Here is a 25,693-nt window from a genome sequence, read left to right as displayed (position 1 = left end):
CTCAATCCTGCTCCAGATGCCGGTCCAGGCGGGCCATGGCTTGTTGCAACTGGTCGACGGCGTCGTCGATCATTGCCCCGCGGCCGTCATTGCACGCCTGCTCCAGCTGTTCGCAACACTCGACCAGGGCAAGCGCTCGCACCATCAGCGCCCCGCCCTTGATCCGGTGTGCCAGTTCCTGCAAGCCTGGGCGATTACCGCCGGCATGCAAGGCCAGTAAATGCACGCGATCCTCGCGGTTGCTCAGCGCCAGATCGTGCAACAGTTGATCGATCAGCTCACGGTCCGCATCCGCAAAGCGCTCCAGCCCGCTCAAATCGAATTCGGCGACGCCATGGTCGTCAGTTGGCGCGGAGGGTGCGCTGGCAAACCGCTGGGCCAGCCACGCCTGCAAATCCACCAGGCGAATGGGTTTGAACAGGCAATCGTTCATGCCCGCCGCCTGGCATCGGACCTTCTCCTCGGCCTGTGCATTGGCGGTAAAGCCCAGTATCAGCGTCGCCGACAGCCCCTGCACCCGCTCTTGCTCACGTATTGCACCCGCCAATTCGTAACCACTGAGCACCGGCATGTTGCAGTCGGTGATGACCAGATCGAACCCTTGCCCGCGCCACTGTTCAAGCCCCTGCGCCCCGTCTTCAGCCAGCACCACGCGATGGCCCAGGTAGCTCAGCTGCCGCGAGAGCAACAGGCGATTGGCCGGATAATCGTCGACCACCAGTATCGACAACGCCCGGGTCGTGAGCTGCGCCGGATCCAGGGGCTTGCCCCCCGCGGGTAACGCTTGCAGGGCGGGCAGCACCAGGCTGATGTCCACCCGCGTCCCATGCTCAGGCTGACTGTCGAGTTGCAACCGGCCGCCCATCATTTCGCACAAGGTACGACTGATCACCAGGCCCAGGCCGGATCCTTGCCGGGCACTCTGCTGGCTGTTGCCCGCCTGCACGAAAGGGCTGAACAGGCGTTGCTGGTCGAAAGCGCTGATACCGATGCCGCTGTCCTCTATCTGTACGCTGACGGCGAGGTGCGCCGGGGCTTGAGGTCGCACTCCCAGCGTCAGCTTCACCTGGCCTTCCCGGGTGAACTTGATCGCATTGCTCAGCAGATTGGACAGCACCTGTTTGAAGCGCGTGGGGTCGAGCATCACGTCACAGTCACTGTGTTCGTCGAATTCGACCCGCCACTGCAGATTCTTCTGCACCGCCAGCCCTTCGAAAACCCGGCAGACCGACGTCACCAGCGCCCGCAGATTGACCCGCTCCGGCGCCAGCGACAAATGCCCGGATTCGATCCGCGCGACGTCCAGAATGTCGCCGATCAAATCCAGCAACTGCTGCCCGGCGTTGGACGCCACCTCGATGGCGGCGCGGTCGGTCTCCCCTTCATCGGCCCGTTTCAGCGCCAGTTCGAGCATGCCGATCAAGGCGTTCATCGGCGTGCGGATTTCATGGCTCATGGTGGCCAGGAACGTGGTCTTGGCCCGGTTGGCGTCGTCCGCCGCGTCCTTGGCTTCCTGCAGTTGTCCGAGCAATTGCTGACGCTGGCGAATCTGGCGCCGCTGCCAGACGATCCCGGCCAACGCGAGCAACAGCAAGACACCCGCCACTGCAAACGCCTTCACGATCGCCTGCCGGTGTCGCAACCAGTAACTCTGCTCGACCATCGAGTCATAGCGCCAGGGCTGGGTCAGCTCGTCAATTTCTTCGGGAGGGATGCTCAACAGCGCCTTGTCCAGGATCGAATGCAGCTCGGTGGCCTCGCGACTGGTCGCCAGGGTGCTTCGTGCAGGGTCGGTGCCCACGGTGCTGGTCACTTGCAGGCGATCGCGATACTGCCGGGAAATCAGGTAACGGGCGCTGATCAAGGAGTTGATGCCGCCGTGGGTCTTGCCTTGGGCGACCATTTCCATGGCGTCCGTCGACAATGGTGCATCCACCAGCTGGATCAGCGGGTAATGCTGGCGAAGGTACTCGCCGACAATGTTGCCCCGGGTCAGTGCCAGGGTTCGCCCTGCCATGTCATCCAGCGTCCTGGGGCTGTCCGCGGCCACGCGGGTCACCAGCACCGAAGGGCTGCTCAGGAACGCCCGGGTGAACAGCAATTGATCTTCACGCTGGGAACTGAGGCCGATACCGGCCAGCACATCGATCTGCCCGCTCCTGATGCCGTTCATCATCTCGGCCACCGATTTCATGCCCCGGATGTCGAACTGCAAGCCGGTGCGCAAACTGATTTTCGTCAGCACATCGACGCCAATACCGCGGAACTTGCCTTCGCTGTCGACAAATGAAATCGGCGGAATGTTTTCGTTGATCGCGACCCTCACCCGTGGGTGGCGTTCGAGCCAGCGTTGTTCGGCCACGCTCAATTGCAATGACTGGGTGCCGGGGATAGACACCCCGTTTGCCCCCCAACGACGCAGGATGTTCATTTGTTCATTGGTGGTGATGGCCGCCAGCGCCTTGTTGACGATGCGCAACAGCGAATCGTTATCGCGGGCCATCGCAAAGGCAAAACGCCCGGACTCCATGGGCGAGAAGTCCGTCAGGTGCACGTTGTTCAGGTAATTTCTGCTGATCAGGTAATGGGCATTGATCGCATCGCCCAGGTAGACATCGGCCTGGCCGAAAGCCACGGCGCCCATCGCCGCCAATGTCGAAGGAAACAGCTGGACCTGCGCCCTGGAATAGAACTGTTGCACGCTGTATTCGGGCAGGTAGTGATACAGCATCACCAGCCGCTTGCCGGCCAGTGTCGGGTCGAGCACCGGAGGGAAATCGGTGCGCGTGACCAGCACCGGTTGATCGACCGCGTACGCGCTGGACATCTGTAACTGTGGATCTTCGGCTTCAAATCGATTGGCCGTTCCCAGCAGGTCTGCCTGCCCTTCCTTGATGGCCTGCACCGCGTCGGCCCGCGACGGATAACGTTGGACCTCAATGACGACGTTCAGCAATTGTTCGAGCAAGCCGGCGTAATCGGCTGTCAGGCCTTCGAACACCTTGCCCGCCGTGTTGAACTCGAAGGGGGGATAGTCCGGCGCCGAGACAGCCAGCACCAACCGGCCCTTTTGCTGTAGCCAGCGCGACTCGGTTTCCGACAACCTGACGCTCAGGCCTTCGACACTCGAGCGTCCCAACAGGGTCAACGACTGTTGCGCACAGACCGTCGATGCCCAGAGAAGAAGGCCGATCAGCACCCCACCTGCCAGTCGTCGGAGTGCGTTCATTCAGATCAGATGATTGCGCAGGGCGAAATCCCTCAAGTGCACCGACGAGCTCACGTTGAGCTTGAGGGTGAGTCGGGTCTTGTAGGTACTGACGGTCTTGTAGCTCAGGTGCATGATCTCGGCGATTTCCAGGTTTTTCGACCCCCGGGCCAGGTACTGCAGAATGGTCAACTCACGATTGGACAGCCTGTCGATCAACTGCTTTTCGCTGCGTTGCAACTCCCCCATCGACACGGAGCTCGAGGGAATCTGAGCGAAGTAGGTGTAGCCGGCCATCACGCAATTCACCGCCGCCTTCAAGTCATCCAGGTCCTTGCTCTTGCAAACATAGGCCACAGCCCCGGCACGCATGCAGCGGTCCTGATAGAACTGGGCCTCCAGCGAGGTGAACACCACCACGCGACATCGCATCTTTTCGGTCTTGATACGGTCCATCACCTCAAGCCCCGCCACACCGGGAAGGCCCAGATCAAGCAGCACGACATCCGGTTTATGCCCCCGGATCAACGACAAGACCTCATCGCCACGGCAGGCCTCGTAAATCCGCTTGAACCCTTCGCCATTGAGTACAAGTTTGATCATGGAGCGAACCACCGGATGATCTTCCACAATCAGTGCTGACTTCATGACATCTCCCGTGCAAACCAACACGATCGGGCAAAAAATGCCCTCCAGGCACCGCAGCGGTTGGACACAACGCTGCGCATAGACTTTTGCATGGAAGGCTGGAAAGAACTACCTGACAGAAATGACAGTTCCGACGAACGGTAGCCGACGATCGACAGCTCTCATCAGCTGCGTAATGCACGCCAGGTCAGGCAGGGCAGTCCGGCTGACCTGGACGTTGCCCGCGACTGGCGGCAACGGCGTCTGCTGTTCATTGAAGATAAATGCGTGATGAACCTGCGGGTTGTCGGCAAAGAAACTCAACAGGTCCAGCCCTTCACTGGCCATCGCACCGTTGATAAGCACCAGGTCCAAAGGCTCGCAACCGTACTCCACCAGTGGTAGGAGCTCGTCAAGGCTCTGCACCGGTGCTACGCGAAAGTAGCCGAGCTGATTGAACAGCCGCTCGATCCGCAGGCGGTTGAAGTGCTGCGCATCGGCGATCAGGATGCGCAAGGATTTGTTCGGCATGGTGACCTCCAAAAGGATGTCGATTTCAAGAGGTCGCAAAGCCTACGGAAGACCTTCCTGGGTTTATGTAGGAATTTTCCTAAATAAATGCCGGTTAGTCTGACGCTGCCAGGGAATTCTTGGACTTTACTCCGTGGTACTCGGACTCCAGAACGCCTGCACCACCAGGGTCGAGGTCGAAATCCGTGCCACCAGCGCATCCAGCTCATCACCATCGACCGAAGTGGTGGCCAGGGTGGCTTCGATTTCAATTTCATCCGTGCCGAAGGCGTGCACATCGACATCGCTGGCCGGGTAGTTGCTGCGTTCCAGCTCGGCTTCGAGCAAGGCCAGCACGGCTTTCTGCTGCGTGCGTCGGGCAATGACATAAACGATGTTGGTGACCTCCGCCGAAATCACATCCAGCGGCTGACGGTTGATGTTGTTGACGATCGGCCGCAGCAAGGTGTTGGCCGCGAGCACAAACAAGGTGCCAAGCAACGCCTCGGCCAGCAGGTCGGCACCGGCGCAGGCACCGACTGCCGCCGAGGTCCAGAGCGTGGCGGCCGTGTTGAGACCGCGTACGTTGCCCTCTTCGCGCATGATCACCCCGGCACCGAGAAAGCCGATGCCGGAAACTACATAAGCTACGACCCGCACGGCACCTTCGGCACCGGCGAGACGGTTGGCCATGTCGACGAAAATCGCCGCGCCCACCGCCACCAGCACGTTGGTGCGCAGGCCGGCGGTGCGCTGCCGGTACTGGCGCTCGAAACCGATCAGGCCACCGAGGATGAAGGCCGCGCTGAGGCTGACCAGGGTGTCGAGCAGGGAGGTCAGGTTGAGGTTGTTCAGTGCTTGCATGATGAATCCTTTGAAAAACACACGATCCCCTGTGGCGAGGGGGCTTGCCCCCGTACGACTGCGCAGCAGTCGCAAAGCCTGCCAACTCAATCTATCTGATCGTTCGCGTCGCTTTGTTTTGGGACTGCTTCGCAGCCCAACGGGGGCAAGCCCCCTCGCCACAGAGTTATATGCGGTCGCAGTGACAGCCACTGTTATTGCCAGCCAAACCGGCGAATGTAGAACCCCTTCACCGCCTGGGTCAGCGCCATGTACGCCAGCAGGATCACCGGCAGGAACACGAAATACAGCGACGGCAACGCCTGCAATTTGAAGTAATGGGCCAACGGTCCCATCGGCAGGAAAATCCCCACGGCCATGATCAGCCCGGTCATCACCAGCAAGGGCATGGCCGCGCGGCTTTGCAGGAACGGGATCTTCGGCGTGCGGATCATGTGCACGATCAGCGTCTGGGTCAGCAGCCCGACCACGAACCAGCCGGACTGGAACAGGGTCTGGTGATCCGGGGTGTTGGCATCGAACACGTACCACATCAAGGCGAACGTGGTGATGTCGAAGATCGAACTGATCGGCCCGAAAAACAGCATGAAGCGCCCGACATCCGCCGGCTGCCAGCGCTGCGGTTGCTTGAGCATTTCGTCATCGACGTTATCGAACGGAATGGCGATCTGCGAAATGTCATAGAGCAGGTTCTGCACCAGCAGGTGCATCGGCAGCATCGGCAGGAACGGGATGAACGCACTGGCCACCAGCACCGAGAACACGTTGCCGAAGTTCGAACTGGCGGTCATCTTGATGTACTTGAGCATGTTGGCGAAGGTCCGGCGCCCTTCCAGCACACCCTCCTCCAGCACCATCAGGCTCTTTTCCAGCAGGATGATATCGGCCGCTTCTTTGGCGATGTCTACGGCGCTGTCCACCGAAATACCGATGTCGGCAGTACGCAGGGCCGGGGCGTCGTTGATGCCGTCGCCCATGAAACCGACCACATGGCCGTTGCCCTTGAGCAGACGGACAATGCGCTCCTTGTGCGAGGGCGTCAGTTTGGCGAAGACGTTGGTGGTCTCCACGGCTTTCGCCAGTTCGGCGTCGCTCATGCGTTCGATGTCATTGCCCATCAGCAGGCCCTGCTGCTCCAGGCCGACTTCGCGGCAGATTTTCGCCGTCACCAGTTCGTTATCGCCGGTCAGCACTTTCACCGCCACGCCATGGGCGGCCAGGGCCTTGATGGCCGGTGCGGTGCTTTCTTTCGGCGGATCGAGAAATGCCACGTAACCGATCAGCGTCAGTGCCTGTTCGTCGGCCAGGCTGTAGGTATCGCGGCCTTCGACCATTGGCCGTGCCGCTACCGCAACCACCCGCAGGCCCTCGGCGTTGAACGTGGCCGTGACCTGACGGATGCGCGCCAGCAGTTCTTCGGTCAAGGCCTCATCGACTTCGCCATGACGCACCCGCGAGCACACCGCCAGCACCTCTTCCACCGCGCCCTTGCAGATCAGCAAGTGCGGTTGATCGCGCTCGGCGACCACCACCGACATGCGCCGGCGGGTGAAGTCGAACGGGATCTCGTCGACCTTGCGAAACGCCGTGCCGACCTTCAGTTCACGGTGGATCTCGACGTGTTCGAGCACCGCCACATCCAGCAGGTTTTTCAGGCCGGTCTGGTAGTAGCTGTTGAGGTAGGCCATTTCCAGCACGTCATCGGAGTCATGGCCCCAGACATCGACGTTGCGCGCCAGGAAGATCTTGTCCTGGGTCAGGGTGCCGGTCTTGTCGGTGCACAGCACGTCCATGGCGCCGAAGTTCTGGATGGCGTCGAGGCGTTTGACGATGACTTTCTTGCGCGACAGGAACACCGCGCCCTTGGCCAGGGTCGAGGTGACGATCATCGGCAGCATTTCCGGGGTCAGGCCCACGGCGATCGACAGCGCGAACAGCAGCGCTTCGGTCCAGTCGCCCTTGGTGAAACCGTTGATGAACAACACCAGAGGCGCCATCACGAACATGAAGCGGATCAGCAGCCAGCTGACTTTGTTGACCCCGGTCTGGAACGAAGTCGGTGCCCGGTCGGTGGCGCCGACTCGCTGGGCCAGGGCACCGAAATAGGTGCTGTTTCCGGTGGTGAGAATCACCGCCATGGCCGTGCCGGACACCACGTTGGTGCCCATGAACAGGATGTTGTCCAGGTCCAGGGGATTGAGCGTGTCACGGTCCTGCTGGCGGGGAAACTTTTCCACCGGCATCGATTCACCGGTCATGGCAGCCTGGCTGACGAACAGGTCCTTGGCGCTGAGCACCCGGCAATCGGCGGGAATCATGTCGCCGGCAGACAACACGATCAGATCGCCCGGCACCAGGTGCCTGATCGGCAATTCGATACGCTGCGCGCCGCGGTCCTCAAGGTCCCGGCGCATCACCGTGGCGGTGTTGCTGACCATCGCCTTGAGGGCATCGGCGGCCTGGTTGGATTTGGTTTCCTGCCAGAAACGCAGGAAGGTCGAGAGCACCACCATGGAGAAAATCACGATGGCGGCTTTCATGTCTTCGGTCAGCCAGGAGATGACCGCCAGCAACGTCAGCAGCAGGTTGAACGGATTCTTGTAGCAGTGCCACAGGTGCGTCCACCAAGGCAGTGGTTGTTCGTGCTCGACTTCATTGAGGCCGAACTGCTCGCGCAAGACCTCGGCTTCAAGCTCGCTCAAGCCGTCGGTGTGACTGCCCAGGGTGTTGAGCAATTGACCCGTGTCGCTGCCGGCAGCGGCCACCAGGGTTTGCGCCAGGCTGGGCGGGACTTCACGGCTGACCGTGGTGTCGGTGAAGGTTTCCAGCAACGCCAGGCTACGGAAGTGCCGGGCGATGTGGCGGTTACGCAGGAAGCCTGCGAAGAATTCCTTGAGGTTAAGTTTCATGGCTGGTGCCCCTTTGGTCAGCCGGGAAACCGTCGAGCAGGCGGGTCCACGCCTCTTGCGCCGGAACAACCGGCAAAGCAAGGCCTGGCACGCCGGTCACGAATGACAGGCGTGTCGATAGAGCGGCGGCCACGACAACAAGTCGAAACCACGCACTGTTCAGCGTCGATGAGAGGGACGTCGGGACACGGCCAGGACGGGCCATGATCAGGATGCCGCTGCTCGCTTGTCGGCGAGACAACGGCACAGGAGACTGCGCGTTATCTTGCCGAGAAAATGCCGGTTACCGAGACCGGCCGACAACTGTCACTCGAACAAGTACCCACTGTGGGTCTCCGTAATGGATGAAAACGCGCGAAGCTTACGCCCCGAAGTTTGGAGAGTAAACCCGTTATAAAAGCTTGCCGGGGGGAATCGCGGGGTTCTTCAGGAAGGGTTCAGGATTCAACATTTGCGGTGTTCTTTCTGGCCTCTTCGCGAGCAGGCTCGCTCCCACAATGGACCTGTGTTCACAAAACCCATGTGGGAGCGAGCCTGCTCGCGAAGGCGGCTTTACTGACTCAGCTGGCCGTGGCCAACAACAAATCCACCACCGACCGGCCATGCCCGCGATGCTTGCCGTGTTCATACAGCGAGCCGGCAATCTCATCGGCACGAATCGGCAGGATCGACAGCAAGGTGTCGCTCAGCCCATGGCTGGCCTGGCAAAAGCCCTGCATGTAGAGGCCGGCCTTGCAGCGTTCATCGGTGATCAGTTTGTAGTTGCGATCGACCTCGAAATCACCCAGGTACTCTTCCAGCGGCGCCAGCAGCTTGCGGTGCATCTGCCGCTCGTAACCGGTGGCCAGCACCACAGCGTCGTAGTGACGCACCGAGACTTCGCCGGTGGCGTTGTTGCGCAACACCAGTTCGATGCCCCGTTCGTTGGCGGTGGCCTTTTCGATGGTGGTCAGGGTGTGGAACGCATGACGGGCGATGCCCGAGACCTTCTGCCGATAGAAGATGCCGTAGATTCGCTCGATCAGATCAATGTCCACCACCGAGTAGTTGGTGTTGTGGTACTCGTTCACCAGGCGCTCGCGCTCGCTGCCTGGCTGCTGGAACACCAGGTCGGTGAACTCCGGGGAAAACACTTCGTTGACGAAGGGGCTGTCGTCGGCCGGCTTGAGTGCCGAGCCGCGCAGGATCATGTCCACCTGCACCGACGGGAAGCTGTCGTTCAAATCGATGAAGGCCTCTGCCGCACTCTGCCCGCCTCCGATGATCGCGATGCTCATCGGCCGGTTGTCCACGCACGGCTGCTTGGCCATCTGCGCCAGGTACTGGGAGTGATGGAACACCCGGCCGTCATCCCTGAGTGCCTTGAATACCTCGGGAATACGTGGCGTGCCACCGGCGCTGACCACCACCGACCGGGTGGTGCGCACCTGCTGATGCCCGGTCGCATCGCGGGAAATCACCCGCAACGCCTCGACCTGATGGTTGTGCAGCACCGGCTCGATGGTCAGCACTTCTTCGCCGTAGCGGCTTTGCGCGGTGAACTGCCCGGCGACCCACCGCAGATAGTCGTTGTACTCCATGCGGCACGGATAGAAGGTGCCCAGGTTGATGAAGTCCACCAGGCGCCCGTGGGCCTTGAGGTAATTGACGAACGAGTAAGGGCTGGTCGGATTGCGCAGGGTCACCAGGTCCTTGAGGAAGGAAATCTGCAACTCGCTCTGGGTCACCAGGGTGTTGCCGTGCCAGCGGTAGTCGGCCTGTTTGTCGAGAAACAGTACATCCAGTTCGCCCTGGCTCGCCCTGCGTTCCTGCAGCGCGATGGCCAGTGCCAGGTTCGACGGGCCGAAACCGACGCCGATCAGGTCGTGAACGAGGGGCGATGCAATTGCCTGTGTCATTTCCAGTGTCCTCTGGATGTTCCCCTCAAAGGCGGGGCATTGAACCTAAGTGACCTGACCCACTAAGGGCCGCACAACAGGTCGTCTGTTGAGTAGGAACGAGGACCGTGAAAAAAAATTTAACCGCGCAAACTCACTGGGTGTCCCACTGTCGCATCCGTATACGGCAATGCTTCATGGCATTGACAATGTGCTTCTCGACCATTGCCCGGGAAATGCCCAGTTGCTCGGCAATTTGCGGATGGGACAGGCCTTCGATCTTGCGCAGCAGGAAACTCTCGCGGCACAACCTCGGCAACTCCGCCAGGGCACACTGGAGCATTTCCAGACGCTGGCCATGATCGAGCACGTTATGCGGCGAAGGGGTGAAATAGCGCTCTTCATTGTCGAGCACGTCAAGAGGTTCGGCCTGACGCAAGGTGTTGCGCCGATGGTCGTCGATAACCAGGTTGAGGGCGGTGCGATAAAGGAACGCCCGGGGCTGCTCGATCGGCGTATCACTGGAACGCTCCAGGACCCGCAGATAAGCGTCATGCACCACATCTTCGGCCACCTGACGGTTGCCCAGCCTGGCGTTCAGGAAACACACCAGTTCACGATAGTAGTTTTCCAACATGACTCCCGTCCGCACGGGGGTGCGGTTTCTGTCCTTGAGCCCTTTGCGTGACCGTTGAAATAAACAGTGGCACGATAATGGCAGTTCGAGTCGCGTAATTTATAGTAATTCTCATATAGATTTAAAGTACTGCTTCAACTTGCCTGGTATTTAGTCACAAACCCCGTAGGAGCGAGCTTGCTCGCGAAGGCATCAAGGACAACGTGTTGACCCAGACGGCACGCGTTATCGTTGACGTCCATCGCGAGCAAGCTCGCTCCTACATTAGTTTGTGTCAGCACCTAAATTCCCCGGCGCTTTCTACGTTTACAGGACAGCTCCCCGTCCCTGTCCGGCCCTGCCGGCAGCGTTCAGCCATCGACCCGCTGCTGAACGACGGGCCGATTTCCCTAGGCCGGAACCCTGCATGAAACGTCCCCGACAGACCCGACGCGCCCTGCTTGCAGCACTTTGTCTGATCCCCGTGGTAGCCGTCGCCGCCTGGCAGTTCATCCCGCCGGGCCGCGACGGGCTCGTCACCGTTCAGGTCAGCCGCACCGGCATTGAAAGCAGCGTCACGGCATTGGGCACCCTGCAACCGCGGCGCTATGTCGACGTCGGCGCCCAGGCCTCCGGGCAGATCCACAAGATTCACGTGGAAGTCGGCGACGTGGTCAAGGAAGGCCAGTTGCTGGTGGAAATCGACCCGTCCACGCAACAGGCCAAACTCGATGCCGGGCGCTTCTCCATCGAAAACCTCAAGGCGCAGCTGCAGGAGCAGCGAGCGCAGCACGACCTGGCCCGGCAGAAATACCAGCGTCAACAGAACCTCGCCGCCGGCGGCGCCACCCGTGAAGAAGACGTGCAGACCGCCCAGGCCGAACTGCGCGCCACCCAGGCACGGGTCGAGATGTTCCAGGCGCAGATCCGCCAGGCCGAAGCCAGCCTGCGCAGCGATCAGGCGGAGCTCGGCTACACGCGGATTTATGCGCCGATGGCCGGCACCGTGGTGGCGCTGGATGCCCGGGTCGGCCAGACCCTCAACGCCCAGCAGCAAACGCCGCTGATCCTGCGCATCGCCAAGCTGTCGCCGATGACCGTGTGGGCCGAGGTCTCGGAGGCCGACATCGGCCACGTCAAACCCGGCATGCACGCCTGGTTCACCACCCTGAGCGGCGGCACCCGGCGCTGGACCAGCACCGTGCGGCAAATCCTCCCCGTTCCGCCCAAGCCGCTGGACCAGACCGGCCAGGGCGGCGGCAGCCCCGCCAGCACCAGCAAAAGCGGGAGTGCCCGCGTGGTGCTGTACACCGTATTGTTGGACGTCGACAACGCCGACAACGCCTTGATGGCGGAAATGACCACCCAGGTATTTTTCGTCGCCAGTCAGGCGCAGAACGTTCTCACCGCGCCCATCGCCGCCCTGCAGGCAGGCCCGCAGACAGACCAGCAGACCGCGCAAGTGGTCGCCAGCAACGGCAGCATCGAGCAGCGCAACGTGCGCACCGGCATCAGCGACCGCCTGCGGGTGCAGATCCTCGATGGCCTTCAGGAGGGCGATCACCTGTTGATCGGCCCGATCGACGGGAGTGGCGGCTGAATGCACACGCCCCTGATCGACCTTTCGGACATCCGCAAAGCCTACGGCGGTGGCGACGCGCCTGAAGTCCATGTGCTGCGCGGCATCGACCTGTCGATCCATGCCGGGGAGTTCGTGGCAATCGTCGGCGCTTCCGGCTCCGGCAAGTCGACGCTGATGAACATCCTCGGCTGCCTCGACCGCCCGACCTCGGGCGAATACCGCTTCGCCGGGGAAAACGTCGCGGCGCTGGACAGTGACGAACTGGCCTGGCTGCGTCGTGAAGCCTTCGGTTTTGTGTTCCAGGGCTACCACCTGATTCCCTCCGGTTCGGCCCAGGAAAACGTCGAGATGCCGGCCATCTACGCAGGCACCCCAGCCGCTGAACGCCACGCCCGCGCCGCCGCCCTGCTCGACCGTCTCGGCCTGGCTTCGCGCACCGGCAACCGCCCCCATCAACTCTCCGGCGGGCAGCAGCAACGGGTGTCGATTGCCCGCGCATTGATGAATGGCGGCCACATCATCCTGGCTGACGAACCCACCGGTGCCCTCGACAGCCACAGCGGCGCCGAGGTCATGGCCCTGCTCGACGAACTGGCCAGCCAGGGCCACGTGGTGATCCTCATCACCCACGACCGCGAAGTGGCGGCCCGGGCCAAACGCATCATTGAAATTCGCGACGGCGAGATCATCAGCGACAGCGCCCGGGACAATCCCACCGCGCAAAACTCTGCCAACCCCGGCGCCCTGCAGGCCGTCGATTTGCGCAAGCGCCTGCGCGAAGGCGCCGAAGCCACCGGCGCCTGGAAAGGCGAATTGGTCGATGCCGTGCATGCGGCGTGGCGAGTGATGTGGATCAACAAGTTCCGCACCGCGCTGACCTTACTCGGCATCATCATAGGCGTCGCCTCGGTGGTGGTGATGCTGGCCGTGGGCGAAGGCAGCAAGCGCCAGGTGATGGCGCAGATGGGCGCGTTCGGTTCCAACATCATTTACCTCAGCGGCTCGGCACCCAACCCGCGCACGCCCATGGGCATCGTCACCCTCGATGAGGTCGCCGCGATTGCCAGCTTGCCCCAGGTGATGCGGATCATGCCGGTCAACGGCCAGGAGGCCGGGGTGCGCTTTGGCAACCTCGATCACATGAGCTACGTCGGCGGCAACGACACCAACTTCCCGGCGATTTTCAACTGGCCGGTGGTCGAAGGCAGCTACTTCACCCACGCCGATGAACAGAACGCCGCGGCGGTCGCGGTGATCGGGCACAAGGTGCGGACCAAATTGCTCAAGGACGTGGCCAACCCGATCGGCCAGTACATCCTGATCGAAAACGTACCCTTCCAGGTGGTCGGCGTGCTCGCGGAAAAAGGCGCCAGCTCCGGCGACTCCGACAGCGACGACCGTATCGCCATCCCCTACTCCGCCGCGAGCGTGCGCCTGTTCGGCACCCACAATCCCGAGTACATCGCCATCGCCGCCGCCGACGCGCGCAAGGTCAAGGAAACCGAAAAAGCCATCGAGCAACTGATGCTGCGCCTGCACGACGGCAAGCACGACTTCGAACTGACCAACAACGCGGCGATGATCCAGGCCGAGGCGCGCACGCAAAACACCCTGTCGCTGATGCTCGGCTCGATTGCGGCGATTTCGCTGCTGGTGGGCGGGATCGGCGTGATGAACATCATGCTCATGACGGTGCGCGAGCGGACTCGCGAGATCGGTATCCGCATGGCCACCGGTGCCCGCCAGCGCGACATCCTGCGCCAGTTCCTCACCGAAGCGGTGATGCTCTCGGTGGTGGGCGGCCTCACCGGGATTGCCCTGGCGCTGATCGTCGGTGGCGTGCTGATTTTCAGCGAAGTCGCTGTCGCGTTCTCCCTGACAGCGGTGCTGGGTGCCTTCGGCTGCGCCCTGGTCACCGGTGTCGTTTTCGGCTACATGCCGGCCCGCAAGGCTGCCCGACTCGACCCGGTCACGGCCCTTACCAGTGAATGATCGATTGATGAAGCCGCCACTCAGTGTGTTAACCCTGTGCCTGTTGCTCGGCGCCTGCGGCACCCCGCCACAGCGCCCCGACAGCGGCGTCCAGCCGCCGGCTACCTGGCAATCCCGGCACACCGCAGGCGCTGTCCATGACAACCAGCAATGGTGGAACCGCTTCGGCAGCCCGCAACTGGGTCGCCTGATCGAACAGGCGCGGCTCGGCAGTTACGACCTGGCCGCGGCCATCGCCAGAGTGCGCCAGGCCCAGGCCGACACGGTGATTGCCGGCGGCTCGCAACTGCCCGAAGTCAAGGCCGGGGTCAACGCCAACCGCCAGAAATTGCTGCGCGGCAGCGGCTACAGCCAGCTCGATGCCGACAGCGATAACGACGCCGTCGACTACTTCACGGCGAACCTGGTTGCCAGCTACGAAATCGATTTCTGGGGTGGCCAGCAGGCCAGCCGCGACAGCGCGCAATTCAGTCTCAAAGCCAGCGAGTTCGATCAGGCCACCGTGGAACTGACGTTGCTCAGCGGTGTGGCCAACGGTTACGCGCAAGCCTTGTCGTTGCAGGAGCAGAGCCGCATTGCCGAGTTGAATCTGGCCAATGCCCAAAGCGTGTTGAAACTGGTGCAGACCCGTTTCGATTCGGGTTCGGCCACAGCCCTGGAACTGGCACAGCAAAAAAGCCTGGTGGCGGCGCAGCAACGCCAGCTGCCGCTGGTGCAGCAACAGGCCGAGGATGCACGGATCAGCCTCGCCGCCCTGCTCGGCCGCCCGGTTCAGGCGCTGTCGCTGGGTCAGGAACGCTTCGATCAACTGACCTGGCCTGCGATTGACGCCGGGGTACCCAGCCAGTTGCTCAGCCGCCGTCCGGACATTGCCCGGGCCGAGGCGCAACTGGCCGCGGCCCAGGCCGACGTCACCGTCGCCCGGGCCGCGATGCTGCCGACCGTGACCCTCACCGCCGAAATCGGCTCCGGTGCCGACCGGGCCGACGACATCCTGCGCAGCCCCTTCTACAACCTCACCGCCGGGTTGCTTGCGCCGGTGTTCAACAACGGCCGCCTCGGCGCCCAGCGCGACAAGGCCACGGCGCGTCAGCAAGAACTGCTGGAAACCTACCGCGGCGCGATCATCAACGGCTTCGCCGACGTCGAAAAAACCCTCAACAGCATTCGCGGACTGGATGAACAGCGCGGGTGGCAGAGTGAAGAACTGAGCCAGGCGCAAACCGCGTTCAACATCGCGCAAAGCCGTTATCAGGCCGGGGCCGAGGATTTGCTGACGGTGCTGGAGACCCAGCGCACCTTGTACGCGGCACAGGATTTGAACGTGCAGCTGCGGTTGTCGCGGATGCAGGCGAGTATTGCCCTGTACAAGGCGCTTGGGGGTGGGTGGCAAGTCTTGTAGTTGCTGGGCCTGTCAGGACGCCTTCGCGAGCAGGCTCGCTCCCACAGGTTATGTGTCGTGCCCGGATCATGCGGCAAACACAAAACCCTGTGGGAGCGGGCTTGCCCGCGAAGGGGCCGGCACATCCAACATCAACATTGCCTGCTCGCGAAGGGGCAGGAACACTCAACATCAATGCCCCCTCGCGGGTATCAAGCCTGGCTTTGCTTAGCCTTCAGATTGCGCGCATACCACGGCCGCTGCGGCACTTTGCGGAACAAATCCTTCAGTTTCGTCTCGTCCTCGCCAAAGGTAATGCGCAACGCCAGCTTCATGGTTTCCGGGTCCATTTCCACTGACTTGCCGGCCTGCAACCCCGGTGTGGTGCTGCAACCGTGGGTGCTCGGGCCGAGCCACGGGTCGTCGATCTCGACCCAGCGTCCCGGCGCGAACCATTGCACGCCGTTGACCTGCAGCCGACTGACCTGCCCCGGATGAAAACGCTCGTGGGCGCGAAACCAGTCTTCCAGGCGATCGTCGATCCAGCCATGGAAATGCCAGAACACCGGGCTCACATGGGAAGAAAACGGGTCGCCGAGAAAATCGTTTTCCGGTGCAAACCAGCGTGCGGAAAAGTCCGCCGGATCACGGGCGAACGGCACCGGCTGACCGTTGGACGGATCACGCGGCACCGAAGCCCAGCGCATGTGCAGCCAGTCGTGCAGGCCCAGTTCGACCTCCGAGCCGAACTGGCCGAGGGTCAGCGTCGACAGGTAACGCGGATCGCGGTAGCGGGATTCCCAGACCTGGAAATTGCTGTGATACGTCTCGCCGGTCTTGATGTCGCTGACCCATTGCGTGTACTCGTCATCGTCCTCGGCCAGCCAGGTCGGCGGCAGCGCGGTGCCGTCGTGATTGTCGAAGTAACGCGCAAAGCCGAGCCGGTCCCGCGCCAGCTCCGGTTGCGGCAACGGGAAGTGCGTCCAGGACGGCAGGTCCTGCATCGAACGCGCGGTGCCGAGCATGTGCCGGTGCATGAAGAAAAAGTCCACGCCAGAACCGTTGCGATCCTTGCGCACACCGCGGGCATCGCGCTCCTGGTCCCGCGGTCCGGGTTGCCAGCCGAGCCCGCGCAAGGCGCCGCGTTGGTCTTCGGACAGCTTGTGCCACTTGTCCCGGGAGGCATGCCAGAGCTGGTGGAACAACCGGTGCTCCGGCGATACCAGCCAGGCGAGCAGGGTCGGATTGAGGCCGGCGCGCTCGCGAGCTTCAGGGAATACCCGTTTGACGGCGATGAAGCGATTGTCCTGGGCGGTCAGCATCAGTGGCCGATTCAGGTCCAGCACACGTCCACTGAGACTGCCGCTGCCAGCATTACCGAAACCGGCCCAGACCTCGTCCAGGGTCATGTCGAACTCGTAATCGCAACAGCCGCTGGCGCCCAGCAGACGCCAACCCAGTTGCTTCGGGTTGGTCCCGGACAGATCGCCGAGCACCCGGTAACGGGGCGCTTCGGTGGAGCGCAAACGCTCGGCGGTGTCCAGATAACCACAGACACCGCGCCCCTTGTGGCCGATGTCGAGGAACACTTCCAGGCCTTCGAGGGGCAAGCCTTCGATACCGGCGTCACGACCTTCGAAACGAATCTGCCAGACCCCGCGCAAGGTATCCGCCAAGCGTTGGCCGGCAACATCCGCCACCTCGAACGAGGCTTCGCCGGGGGTGATCGTCGGGTCCGGCCTGGTCAGTTCGCGATGCCCGTAATACACCGCCGGCACGGCGGCACCGGTCAGCGCCAGACCCGCGAGGAACCATCGTCGAGAAATCGTCATTGCCCTACCTGTGTCAGCCATGGAGCAGGCTTTATCCAAGCTAGAACGTTTGTTACCCGCATAAATTTAAAAGCATCGCGAGCAGGGCTCACTCCTACAGGAGAACCCATTCCAATGTAGGAGCGAGCCTGCTCGCGATGAGGCCGGCAAAAACACCTAAATTATTGGATCAGCCACTCGTTCCCCCCAGATAGCAAAGGCCCCTGCGCCTGATCCGGGGCGGCGAACCTGACTGAGACGGCAATGACAAAACCACGTTCGAAAAAGGCTCTTTTCATCGGCCTGCCGCTGGCCCTGGCGATCAGCGCGGGTGCAGGCTTCGCGGCCTGGGATCACTGGTTCAGGGACAACCCCGGCTACCCGGTCAAGGTGATGAAACAGGCCGAGCAACTGCAGGAACGCATCCTCTCGTTCGACAGCCACATCACCGTGCCCATGGATTTCGGCACCGCCGGCAACGAAGTCGACAAAGACGGTGAAGGCCAGTTCGACCTGGTCAAGACCGGTCGCGGACGTCTGTCCGGGGCGGCGCTGACGATTTTCGGCTGGCCGGAAATCTGGAACGGTCCCAACGCGCCCCATCGCCCTACCGCCGGCTTCGTCGACGAAGCCCGCTTTGAGCAGGAAACCCGCTACAAGATCATCAGCGCGATGGTGCGTGACTTCCCCAATCAAGTGGCCATCGCCTACACCCCCGACGACTTGCGCCGCCTGCACGGCGAAGGCAAGTTCGCGGTGTTCATCAGCATGCTCAACGCCTACCCGCTGGGCAATGACCTCAATGCCCTGGACAAGTGGGCTGCGCGCGGCATGCGCATGTTCGGCTTCAGCTACGTGGGCAACAACGCCTGGGCCGATTCGTCGCGGCCGCTGCCGTTCTTCAACGACTCCCGGGATGCCTTGGGCGGGCTGTCGGACATCGGCAAGCAAGCGGTGCATCGCCTCAACGACCTGGGCGTGATCATCGATGTGTCGCAGATGTCGACCAAGGCCCTGGAGCAAGTGGCGCAACTGAGCCGCACGCCGATGGTCGCCTCCCACTCGGCACCGCGCGCCCTGGTGGACATTCCGCGCAATCTCAGCGACACGGAAATGCAATTGATCAAGCACAGCGGCGGCGTGGTGCAGATCGTCGGCTTCCCCACCTATATCCGCCCGCTGAGCCAGGCCACCCAGGAAAAACTCAACGCCCTGCGCGCCCGTTTCGACCTGCAACCGCTGCAAGGTCTGGAGATGGCATTGATGCCCGGCGACCCGGTGATCACCGTCTGGCCCGAGCAGCGTTTCGGCGAGTACGCCAGCCAGCTCTATTCGATCCTCGATGAAGAACCCAAGGCCACCCTCAAGGATTACGGCGATGCAATCGACTACACAGTGAAAAAAATCGGCATCGACCACGTCGGCATCAGTTCCGACTTCAACGACGGCGGCGGCCTGGACGGTTGGAAAGACGTCAGCGAGGCCCGCAACGTGACCGCCGAACTGATCAGCCGCGGCTACAGCGACGCCGACATCGCCAAGCTCTGGGGCGGCAACTTCCTGCGGGTCTGGGACCAGGTGCAGAAGTCTTCCCGGCCTGTCGTAAAAAACTGATTTTTCCTTTTGCCAAAGCGAACCGAATCCATGACCAACCGTCGTTCATTCCTCAAGCAGGCCGGCATCCTGGCGGCCGGCATCCCTCTGGCCTCCGCCGTGAGCCTGCCAGCACGGGCCGCCAGCCCCGCGCCGTTGCCCAAGGACAAATGGGACCAGTTACGCCAACTGTTCACGCAGGACCCGAACTACCTGCACTTCGCCAACTTCCTGGTGACCTCGCACCCGCTTCCCGTGCGTGAAGCCATCGAGATGCATCGCGCCAATCTCGATCGCAACCCGGGCCTGGCCATGGACTGGCATCGCGGCGAAACCGAACGCCGCGAAGAAGAGGTGCGCGTGTGGGCCGGTCGCTACTTGAAGGCCAAGCCGTCGCAGATCGCCCTGACCGGCAGCACCACCGAAGGCCTGGCGATGATCTACGCCGGTATCCACGTGCGCCCGGACCAGGAGATCCTCACCAGCGAACACGAGCACTACGCCGCCAACAGCGTGTTCGAATACCGCACCCAAAAGGACGGCACCCAGGTTCGCAAAATCAAATTGTTCGAAGACCCGTACAAGGTCTCGACCGCCGAAGTGCTGGCCGCGATTGAACGCAACATTCGCCCCGAAACCCGTGTACTGGGCATGACCTGGGTGCATTCCGGCAGCGGCGTGAAGCTGCCCATCGGCGAGATCGGCAAACTGGTGGAGGAGAAAAACCGTGGCCGCGCCGACAAGGACCGCATCCTCTACGTGATCGATGGCGTACACGGCTTCGGCGTGGAGAACGTCGACTTCCCGGACATGCACTGCGATTTCTTCATTGCCGGCACCCACAAATGGATGTTCGGCCCACGGGGCACCGGGATCATCTGCGCCCGCTCCGACGAGCTCAAGGACGTGACCCCGACCATCCCGACCTTCTCTGAAGCCACCCGGTTTTCCACCGTGATGACCTACGGCGGCTACCACTCGTTCGAACACCGCTGGGCACTGACCGAAGCTTTCAAATTGCACCTGGAGCTGGGCAAGGCCGAGGTCGCGACGCGCATTCACGACATCAACAGCTACCTGAAGAAACGTTTGCAGGCACACCCGTCGGTGGAGCTGGTCACGCCGCTGTCGCCGGAGTATTCCGCCGGCTTCACCTTCTTCCGCATCAAGAACCAGGACTGCGACGAAGTCGCCAACTTCCTGATGGATCAGCGCGTGGTGTGTGACGCCGTGGACCGTGATGTCGGGCCGATCATTCGTGTGTCGCCGGGGCTGCTCAATACCCATGCGCACATCGACAAGTTGATGGAACTGATGGCCAGCAAGCTCTGAACCGCCGATTCCCTTTAGCGAGAACCCTTATGAAAAACATCCTGAACAGGGGGCGTTCCAAAGGCCTGGGCGCCCTGATACTGCTGGCGTTGCTCGGCAGTGCCATGCCCGGCCTCGCCCAGGCGTATACGGCGCCGCTGCCGGGCAAGGTCTTCAAGGATTGCCGTAACTGCCCGGAAATGGTCGTGCTGCCCGCCGGCACGTTCACCATGGGCACCCCGGAAGACGAAGTCGGCCGTGAGCCTGATGAAGGCCCGATGCATGAGGTGACGTTCGACAAGCCGTTCGCCATGAGCCGCTACCAGATCACCGCTGGCGAATGGGACCAGTACCTCAAGGAAACCGGAATCACCCTGCCCGATGGCGACACCCGCCCCGGCCGCGAGTGCATCAACAGCAAGCCGCGTTATCCACAGAGCCCGCGTCAGCCGGCGGTGTGCATGAACTTCGCCGAGGTCAGTGCCTACGTCGCCTGGCTGTCGATGAAGACCGGCCAGCACTACCACATCGTCAGCGAGGCCCAGCGCGAATACGCCGCCCGCGCAGGGTCAACGGGTCCCTTCCCCTTCCCGTTCGACCCCGGCACCGAGTACAGCATCGCCACCCACGCCAACACCTACGGCCCCACCGATGGCTACAGCTACAGTTCGCCGGTCGGCAGCTACCCGCCCAACGCCTTCGGCATGTACGACATGCACGGTAACGTCTACGAGTGGATCGCCGACTGCTACCACCCGGACTACGTCGGCGCTCCCACCGATGGCAGCGCCTGGACCGAACCGAACTGCGACACCCTGCGCATCCGTGGCAACGACTGGGGCGAAGCACCGGTGTTTTCCCGCTCGGGCAACCGCAATGACATCGACCCGCAAACCCGTGGCGACTGGATCGGTTTTCGCGTCGTACGCGACTTGACGCCTAATCTCTGACATCCCCCGCACCCCTTGTAGGAGCGAGCCTGCTCGCGAAAGCGGTCTGCCTGTCGCAATAGAAGTTGATTGATAGTCCGCCATCGCGAGCAGGCTCGCTCCTACCTGTCAGCGAACCGAGCCCCGCCACCTGTCTCCCACCGTTTAAATTAAGCCCTCCATCAGACGTTCTACTGGGTATCTGCCTTACGACCCAAGGAACTGTCTGCCATGACCCAGCCTACCCGAGGCGCCATCGGCGAATTACTGGCCCTGTTGAAACCGTTTCGACTGATCGTCGCCGCGTCCATTTTCCTGGGCATGGTGGGTGGCCTGAGCGTGACGGTGTTGCTGGCCACCATCAATAACGCGCTGCATTCGCCGCACGGCCTGACCCAAGGCGTGGTCGCGCTGTTCGGCGGCCTGTGCCTGCTGGCTCTGGGCAGTTCGATCTGCTCCGACATCGGCACCAACTATGTTGGCCAGCACATCATTGCCAGGCTGCGCAAAACACTGGGGGAGAAAGTCCTTTCGGCGCCCATCGAGCAGATCGAGCGCTATCGCAGCCACCGGCTGATCCCAGTGCTGACCCACGACGTCGACACCATCAGCGACTTCGCCTTCGCCTTCGCGCCGCTGGCGATTTCCCTGACCGTGACCCTTGGCTGCATGGGTTACCTGGCAATGTTGTCGTGGCCGATGTTCCTGATGATGGTGCTGGCAATTGCCATCGGTACCGCCATCCAGTTCTATGCGCAGGGCAAGGGCATCCAGGGTTTCATGGCCGCCCGCGATGCCGAAGACGATTTGCAAAAGCACTACAACGCCATTGCCGGCGGTGCCAAGGAATTGCGCATCCACCGCCCGCGCCGCCAGCGCATGTTCGTCAAGGGCATCCAGGGCACCGCCGATTTCATCTGTAACACCCAGGTGCGTTCGATCAACACCTTCGTGATCGCCAAGACCTTGGGCTCGATGCTGTTCTTCGTGGTCATCGGCCTGGCACTGGCCCTGCAATCGTTCTGGCCGAGCGCCGACCAAGCGGTGATGAGCGGTTTCGTGCTGGTGCTGCTGTACATGAAAGGCCCGATCGAGCATCTGGTCAGCACCTTGCCTATCGTGAGCCGGGCGCGGATTGCCTTCCGCCGTATCGCCGAGCTGGCGAGCCAGTTTTCCTCGCCCGAGCCGCACCTGCTGCTCAACGACAACGGCATCCGGCCAACCGTGCTCGACCGCCTGCAACTGGACAACGTCAGCTACGCCTTCCCCGCCGCACCGGGCAGTGACGCGTTTCGCCTGGGCCCGGTGAACCTGACCATCGAGCAAGGCGACATCATTTTCATCGTCGGCGAAAACGGCTGCGGCAAGACCACCCTGATCAAGTTGCTGCTGGGCCTCTACGCGCCGCAACAGGGTTCGATCCAGCTCAACGGCCAAGGCATCGATGCGCACAATCGCGACGACTATCGCCAATTGTTCACTACGATTTTTGCCGATTACTACCTGTTCGATGACGTGGTCCAGGGCGACCAGCACATCCCCGAAGATGCCAACGCCTACCTGCAACGGCTGGAGATCGCGCACAAGGTCAGCGTCAGGGACGGCAGCTTCACCACCACCGACCTGTCCACCGGCCAGCGCAAGCGCCTGGCGCTGGTCAATGCCTGGCTGGAAGAACGCCCGGTGCTGGTGTTCGACGAATGGGCCGCCGACCAGGACCCGACCTTCCGCCGCATCTTCTACACCGAGCTGCTGCCGGACCTCAAACGCCTGGGCAAAACCATCATCGTCATCTCCCACGACGACCGTTATTTCGATATGGCCGATCAACTGGTGCGCATGGAATCGGGCCGGGTCGTCACCGAGCGCGCAACCGCCTGAGCGCCGTGGCCGCACGCAAATCATTGTTTTTTGAAGTTTGTTTTCCGGTTTAGCCAAAGTGGCCCGTCTAATAATAATTATCATTAACTAAAAAACTGCACACACCATTCTGGAGCGATTCGAGCAATGCAAAGCCTTACTCTGTCCCGCGCACCCTTGGCGTTAGCCATCGAACGGCAAAAGAAATTCCGAACGGTCGTGCCGGGCGCGCTGCTGACCCTGTTGCTGCTGGGTACGTCCCAGGTCGAGGCAGCCCCGGTGAACGTCAATGTACCGGCTCAGTCGCTGGCCAGCGCATTGCGCCAACTGGGCCAGCAGACCAACCTGCAGATTCTCTACAGCCAGGACATGGTCAACGGCATCAAGTCCACGGCGGTGTCCGGCAACATGGAACCGGAACAGGCACTGAAAACCTTGCTGCTGGGGAGCGGCATCAATTTTCAGTTGAATGGCAACACCGTGTCGCTGGTGCCATCGGCCGGTGACTCCAGTGCATTGCAACTGGGTGCGACGTCCATCACCGACGTGGCGCTGGGGCCAACCACCGAAGGCTCGCACTCCTACACCACCAATGAAGTCACCATCGGCAAAGGCAACATCAAGCTCAAGGACATCCCGCAGTCGGTGTCCGTCGTCACGCGCCAGCGCATGGACGACCAGAACCTGAACAGCCTGCAGGACGCCATGCGTCAGGTCACCGGCGTGACCATCAAGACCTACAACTCCGGCTCCAGCCTCAATGACGTCTACATGCGTGGCTTCCTCGTCGACCAGGTGCAGGTCGACGGCGTCTCGCAGCCCACCGGCCAGGGCGACATGGCCACCAGTTTCGACCTGGCGATGTACGACCGCATCGAAGTGCTGCGCGGCCCGTCGGGCCTGTACCAGGGCGCGGGCGAACCCGGCGGTACGATCAACGTGGTGCGCAAGCGCGCCCTGAGCAAATTCGCCCTCGGTGGCGAACTGGCCGCCGGCTCTTACGATCGCTACCGTTCTTCGGTGGATGTCACCGGCCCGTTGAACGAACAGGGCACCGTGCGCGGTCGTTTCATCACCGCCTACGAGAACAACCAGTCTTTCGTCGACTACGCGCAGAACGAACGCCCGATGGTCTACGGTCGCCTGGAATTCGACCTCGACCCGGCCACCACCCTGTCGGTCGGCGGCGCTTACCAGAAGAACAACTCCACCCCGGCCTTCGGCCTGCCGGCCTACGCCGACGGCTCATTGCTCGACGTGCCGCGCTCGACCTTCGTCGATGCCAAGTGGAACACCCTCAACGAAAAAGTCTGGGAATCCTTCGCCGAGCTCGACCACGAACTGGACAACGGCGGTCAGTTCAAGACCACCCTGACCTACCGCGATGCCGAAACCCCGGAGCGTAACTTCACCTGGGCCGACGGCGCGGTCGACCCGGCCACCGGTGACAGCTGGGCCGTGGCCTACGACTACTACACCCACATCAAGACCGTCGGCGTCGACAGCTTTGTCACCACGCCGTTCGAGTTCGCCGATCGCCGACACGAGTTCACCGTGGGGGCCGAGTACCAGCACCTGGACAAGGATTTCACCTACGGCGGCGGCGAGTACTTCCCGATCAACGTGTGGAATCCGGGCAGCATCGACATTCCCCGCAATGACTATGCGCACGTCAACGGCAACTGGTCCAAGTCCGATCAGTACGGCGTCTACACCCGCGCCAAGTTCAACGTCACCGACTGGCTCGATGTCATCGGCGGCAGCCGCGTCACCTGGTACGAAAGCGATGCGAAGAACGCCAACGCCTTCTTCAACAACTTCGGCGAAGCCCACACCAGCATCAACCGCAAGGTCGTGCCGTACGGCGCCATCATCGGCAAGATCACCCCTGAACTGTCGACCTACTTCAGCTACACCGGCGTGTTCAAACCGCAAAGCGAAATCGGCACAAACGGCGAGCCGGTCGGCCCGCGCGAAGGCAAGCAATACGAAATCGGCCTCAAGCGCGAATTCTACGACGGTCGCCTGAACGCCAGCATCGCCGCCTTTCGCATCTACGATGAAAACCGCGCCGAATACGACAACACCTCCGGTGCCTACATGACCGAAGGCAAGGCACGCAGCCAGGGTTGGGAAACCGAGTTGAGCGGCAACCTGACCGACAACTGGAGCATCGTCACCGGTTACGCCTACACCTCCACCAAGTTCCTGGACGGCGACCAAGCCAACAAAGGCAAGACCTTCAGCACCATCACGCCCAAGCACAACTTCAACCTGTGGACCAAGTACGAGTTCACCGACGGCCCGCTCAAGGACTTCAGCGTCGGCGGTGGCGTGCGTGTGGTCAGCGACACCTACTACCAGCGTGACGTGAAGTTCCAACAAGGCGGCTATGCCGTTACCTCGGCGCAAGTCGGCTACAAGTTCAACGAACACCTGTCGTCGACACTGACCGCCAACAACCTGTTCGACCGCAAGTACTACGACCGCGTCGATGCCTCCTGGGGCACCAACTTCTACGGCGACCCGCGCACCGTGACCCTGAGCCTGCGCGCGCAGTACTGATGGCTGAGTGCTCTCACTTGTAGGAGCGAGCTCGCTCGCGATGGTCGTTAACGATAGC

16 protein-coding genes are annotated in these 25,693 nt (G+C 62.0%); 8 read left to right on the top strand and 8 right to left on the bottom strand.

The annotated features are described in order from the left end of the window. Position 1: 1 nt before the first annotated feature. The 7 genes from KGB20_RS00290 to KGB20_RS00260 all read right to left on the bottom strand — a co-directional run bounded on the left by KGB20_RS00290 (position 2) and on the right by KGB20_RS00260 (position 10,632). Positions 2–3,229 (bottom strand): transporter substrate-binding domain-containing protein, encoded by a 3,228-nt coding sequence (locus KGB20_RS00290; RefSeq protein ID WP_223531670.1) that lies wholly within the window; start codon positions 3,227–3,229, stop codon positions 2–4. Further along, the gene (locus tag KGB20_RS00285; RefSeq protein ID WP_154947200.1) at positions 3,230–3,856 is read right to left on the bottom strand and encodes a response regulator transcription factor; all 627 of its coding nucleotides are present in this window, start codon (positions 3,854–3,856) and stop codon (positions 3,230–3,232) included. A 108-nt stretch (positions 3,857–3,964) separates the two neighbouring features. Continuing rightward, positions 3,965–4,366: a chemotaxis protein CheY gene (locus KGB20_RS00280; protein ID WP_223531668.1), complete on the bottom strand. Its 402-nt coding sequence runs from the start codon at positions 4,364–4,366 to the stop codon at positions 3,965–3,967. Between the two features lie 126 nt (positions 4,367–4,492). Next, a complete protein-coding gene (locus KGB20_RS00275; protein ID WP_057713955.1) occupies positions 4,493–5,209 on the bottom strand; it encodes an MgtC/SapB family protein in 717 nt (238 codons plus the stop codon). Positions 5,210–5,403: 194 nt separating this feature from the next. After that, on the bottom strand, positions 5,404–8,118 hold the full coding sequence (gene mgtA, locus KGB20_RS00270; RefSeq protein WP_223531666.1) for a magnesium-translocating P-type ATPase: 2,715 nt from the start codon (positions 8,116–8,118) through the stop codon (positions 5,404–5,406). 560 nt (positions 8,119–8,678) lie between these two features. Further along, entirely contained in the window at positions 8,679–10,016 is a 1,338-nt protein-coding gene (locus KGB20_RS00265; RefSeq protein ID WP_223531664.1) for a lysine N(6)-hydroxylase/L-ornithine N(5)-oxygenase family protein, read from the bottom strand. A 133-nt stretch (positions 10,017–10,149) separates the two neighbouring features. Beyond that, positions 10,150–10,632 carry a sigma-70 family RNA polymerase sigma factor gene (locus tag KGB20_RS00260; protein ID WP_317850877.1) on the bottom strand — a complete coding sequence of 161 codons (483 nt, stop codon included), beginning with the start codon at positions 10,630–10,632 and terminating at the stop codon, positions 10,150–10,152. A gap of 406 nt (positions 10,633–11,038) precedes the next feature. Here KGB20_RS00260 and KGB20_RS00255 point away from each other — a divergent pair, with 406 nt between their 5' ends. From KGB20_RS00255 to KGB20_RS00245, 3 genes are read left to right on the top strand one after another with little or no spacing between them, the layout of a single operon-like run. After that, a complete protein-coding gene (locus KGB20_RS00255; RefSeq protein ID WP_223531662.1) occupies positions 11,039–12,211 on the top strand; it encodes an efflux RND transporter periplasmic adaptor subunit in 1,173 nt (390 codons plus the stop codon). Beyond that, positions 12,212–14,185, top strand: coding sequence for a MacB family efflux pump subunit (locus KGB20_RS00250; RefSeq protein WP_223531660.1), 1,974 nt, complete (start codon positions 12,212–12,214; stop codon positions 14,183–14,185). Positions 14,186–14,192: 7 nt separating this feature from the next. After that, the gene (locus KGB20_RS00245; protein WP_223531658.1) at positions 14,193–15,587 is read left to right on the top strand and encodes an efflux transporter outer membrane subunit; all 1,395 of its coding nucleotides are present in this window, start codon (positions 14,193–14,195) and stop codon (positions 15,585–15,587) included. Between the two features lie 191 nt (positions 15,588–15,778). Here the strand turns inward: KGB20_RS00245 and KGB20_RS00240 are convergent, their stop codons facing one another. Then, on the bottom strand, positions 15,779–17,398 hold the full coding sequence (locus KGB20_RS00240) for a PvdJ/PvdD/PvdP-like protein (RefSeq protein ID WP_223531656.1): 1,620 nt from the start codon (positions 17,396–17,398) through the stop codon (positions 15,779–15,781). 243 nt (positions 17,399–17,641) lie between these two features. Between KGB20_RS00240 and pvdM the strand changes: the two genes are divergently transcribed. The 5 genes from pvdM to KGB20_RS00215 all read left to right on the top strand — a co-directional run bounded on the left by pvdM (position 17,642) and on the right by KGB20_RS00215 (position 25,635). Then, on the top strand, positions 17,642–18,991 hold the full coding sequence (pvdM, locus tag KGB20_RS00235; protein ID WP_223531654.1) for a pyoverdine-tailoring dipeptidase-like protein PvdM: 1,350 nt from the start codon (positions 17,642–17,644) through the stop codon (positions 18,989–18,991). A 30-nt stretch (positions 18,992–19,021) separates the two neighbouring features. Further along, positions 19,022–20,302 (top strand): aminotransferase class V-fold PLP-dependent enzyme, encoded by a 1,281-nt coding sequence (locus KGB20_RS00230; RefSeq protein ID WP_223531652.1) that lies wholly within the window; start codon positions 19,022–19,024, stop codon positions 20,300–20,302. Between the two features lie 29 nt (positions 20,303–20,331). After that, entirely contained in the window at positions 20,332–21,231 is a 900-nt protein-coding gene (locus KGB20_RS00225) for a formylglycine-generating enzyme family protein (RefSeq protein ID WP_223531650.1), read from the top strand. A 210-nt stretch (positions 21,232–21,441) separates the two neighbouring features. Beyond that, a complete protein-coding gene (locus tag KGB20_RS00220; RefSeq protein WP_223531649.1) occupies positions 21,442–23,091 on the top strand; it encodes a cyclic peptide export ABC transporter in 1,650 nt (549 codons plus the stop codon). Positions 23,092–23,217: 126 nt separating this feature from the next. Further along, positions 23,218–25,635 (top strand): TonB-dependent siderophore receptor, encoded by a 2,418-nt coding sequence (locus KGB20_RS00215; RefSeq protein WP_223531647.1) that lies wholly within the window; start codon positions 23,218–23,220, stop codon positions 25,633–25,635. The last annotated feature ends 58 nt before the right edge of the window (positions 25,636–25,693 follow it).

The sequence above is a fragment of the Pseudomonas sp. BF-R-30 genome (genome assembly GCF_019956175.1).
Lineage (GTDB): Bacteria > Pseudomonadota > Gammaproteobacteria > Pseudomonadales > Pseudomonadaceae > Aquipseudomonas > Aquipseudomonas jessenii.
The sequence above is the reverse complement of the archived record's forward strand: the minus strand, read 5'-3'. Positions and strand labels throughout refer to the sequence as shown.

Coding starts and splice junctions, on each gene's coding strand:
- KGB20_RS00290 (WP_223531670.1), bottom strand. CDS start 3,229: ATGAACGCACTCCGACGACTGGCAGGTGGGGTGCTGATCGGCCTTCTT.
- KGB20_RS00285 (WP_154947200.1), bottom strand. CDS start 3,856: ATGAAGTCAGCACTGATTGTGGAAGATCATCCGGTGGTTCGCTCCATG.
- KGB20_RS00280 (WP_223531668.1), bottom strand. CDS start 4,366: ATGCCGAACAAATCCTTGCGCATCCTGATCGCCGATGCGCAGCACTTC.
- KGB20_RS00275 (WP_057713955.1), bottom strand. CDS start 5,209: ATGCAAGCACTGAACAACCTCAACCTGACCTCCCTGCTCGACACCCTG.
- mgtA (WP_223531666.1), bottom strand. CDS start 8,118: ATGAAACTTAACCTCAAGGAATTCTTCGCAGGCTTCCTGCGTAACCGC.
- KGB20_RS00265 (WP_223531664.1), bottom strand. CDS start 10,016: ATGACACAGGCAATTGCATCGCCCCTCGTTCACGACCTGATCGGCGTC.
- KGB20_RS00260 (WP_317850877.1), bottom strand. CDS start 10,632: ATGTTGGAAAACTACTATCGTGAACTGGTGTGTTTCCTGAACGCCAGG.
- KGB20_RS00255 (WP_223531662.1), top strand. CDS start 11,039: ATGAAACGTCCCCGACAGACCCGACGCGCCCTGCTTGCAGCACTTTGT.
- KGB20_RS00250 (WP_223531660.1), top strand. CDS start 12,212: ATGCACACGCCCCTGATCGACCTTTCGGACATCCGCAAAGCCTACGGC.
- KGB20_RS00245 (WP_223531658.1), top strand. CDS start 14,193: ATGAAGCCGCCACTCAGTGTGTTAACCCTGTGCCTGTTGCTCGGCGCC.
- KGB20_RS00240 (WP_223531656.1), bottom strand. CDS start 17,398: ATGACGATTTCTCGACGATGGTTCCTCGCGGGTCTGGCGCTGACCGGT.
- pvdM (WP_223531654.1), top strand. CDS start 17,642: ATGACAAAACCACGTTCGAAAAAGGCTCTTTTCATCGGCCTGCCGCTG.
- KGB20_RS00230 (WP_223531652.1), top strand. CDS start 19,022: ATGACCAACCGTCGTTCATTCCTCAAGCAGGCCGGCATCCTGGCGGCC.
- KGB20_RS00225 (WP_223531650.1), top strand. CDS start 20,332: ATGAAAAACATCCTGAACAGGGGGCGTTCCAAAGGCCTGGGCGCCCTG.
- KGB20_RS00220 (WP_223531649.1), top strand. CDS start 21,442: ATGACCCAGCCTACCCGAGGCGCCATCGGCGAATTACTGGCCCTGTTG.
- KGB20_RS00215 (WP_223531647.1), top strand. CDS start 23,218: ATGCAAAGCCTTACTCTGTCCCGCGCACCCTTGGCGTTAGCCATCGAA.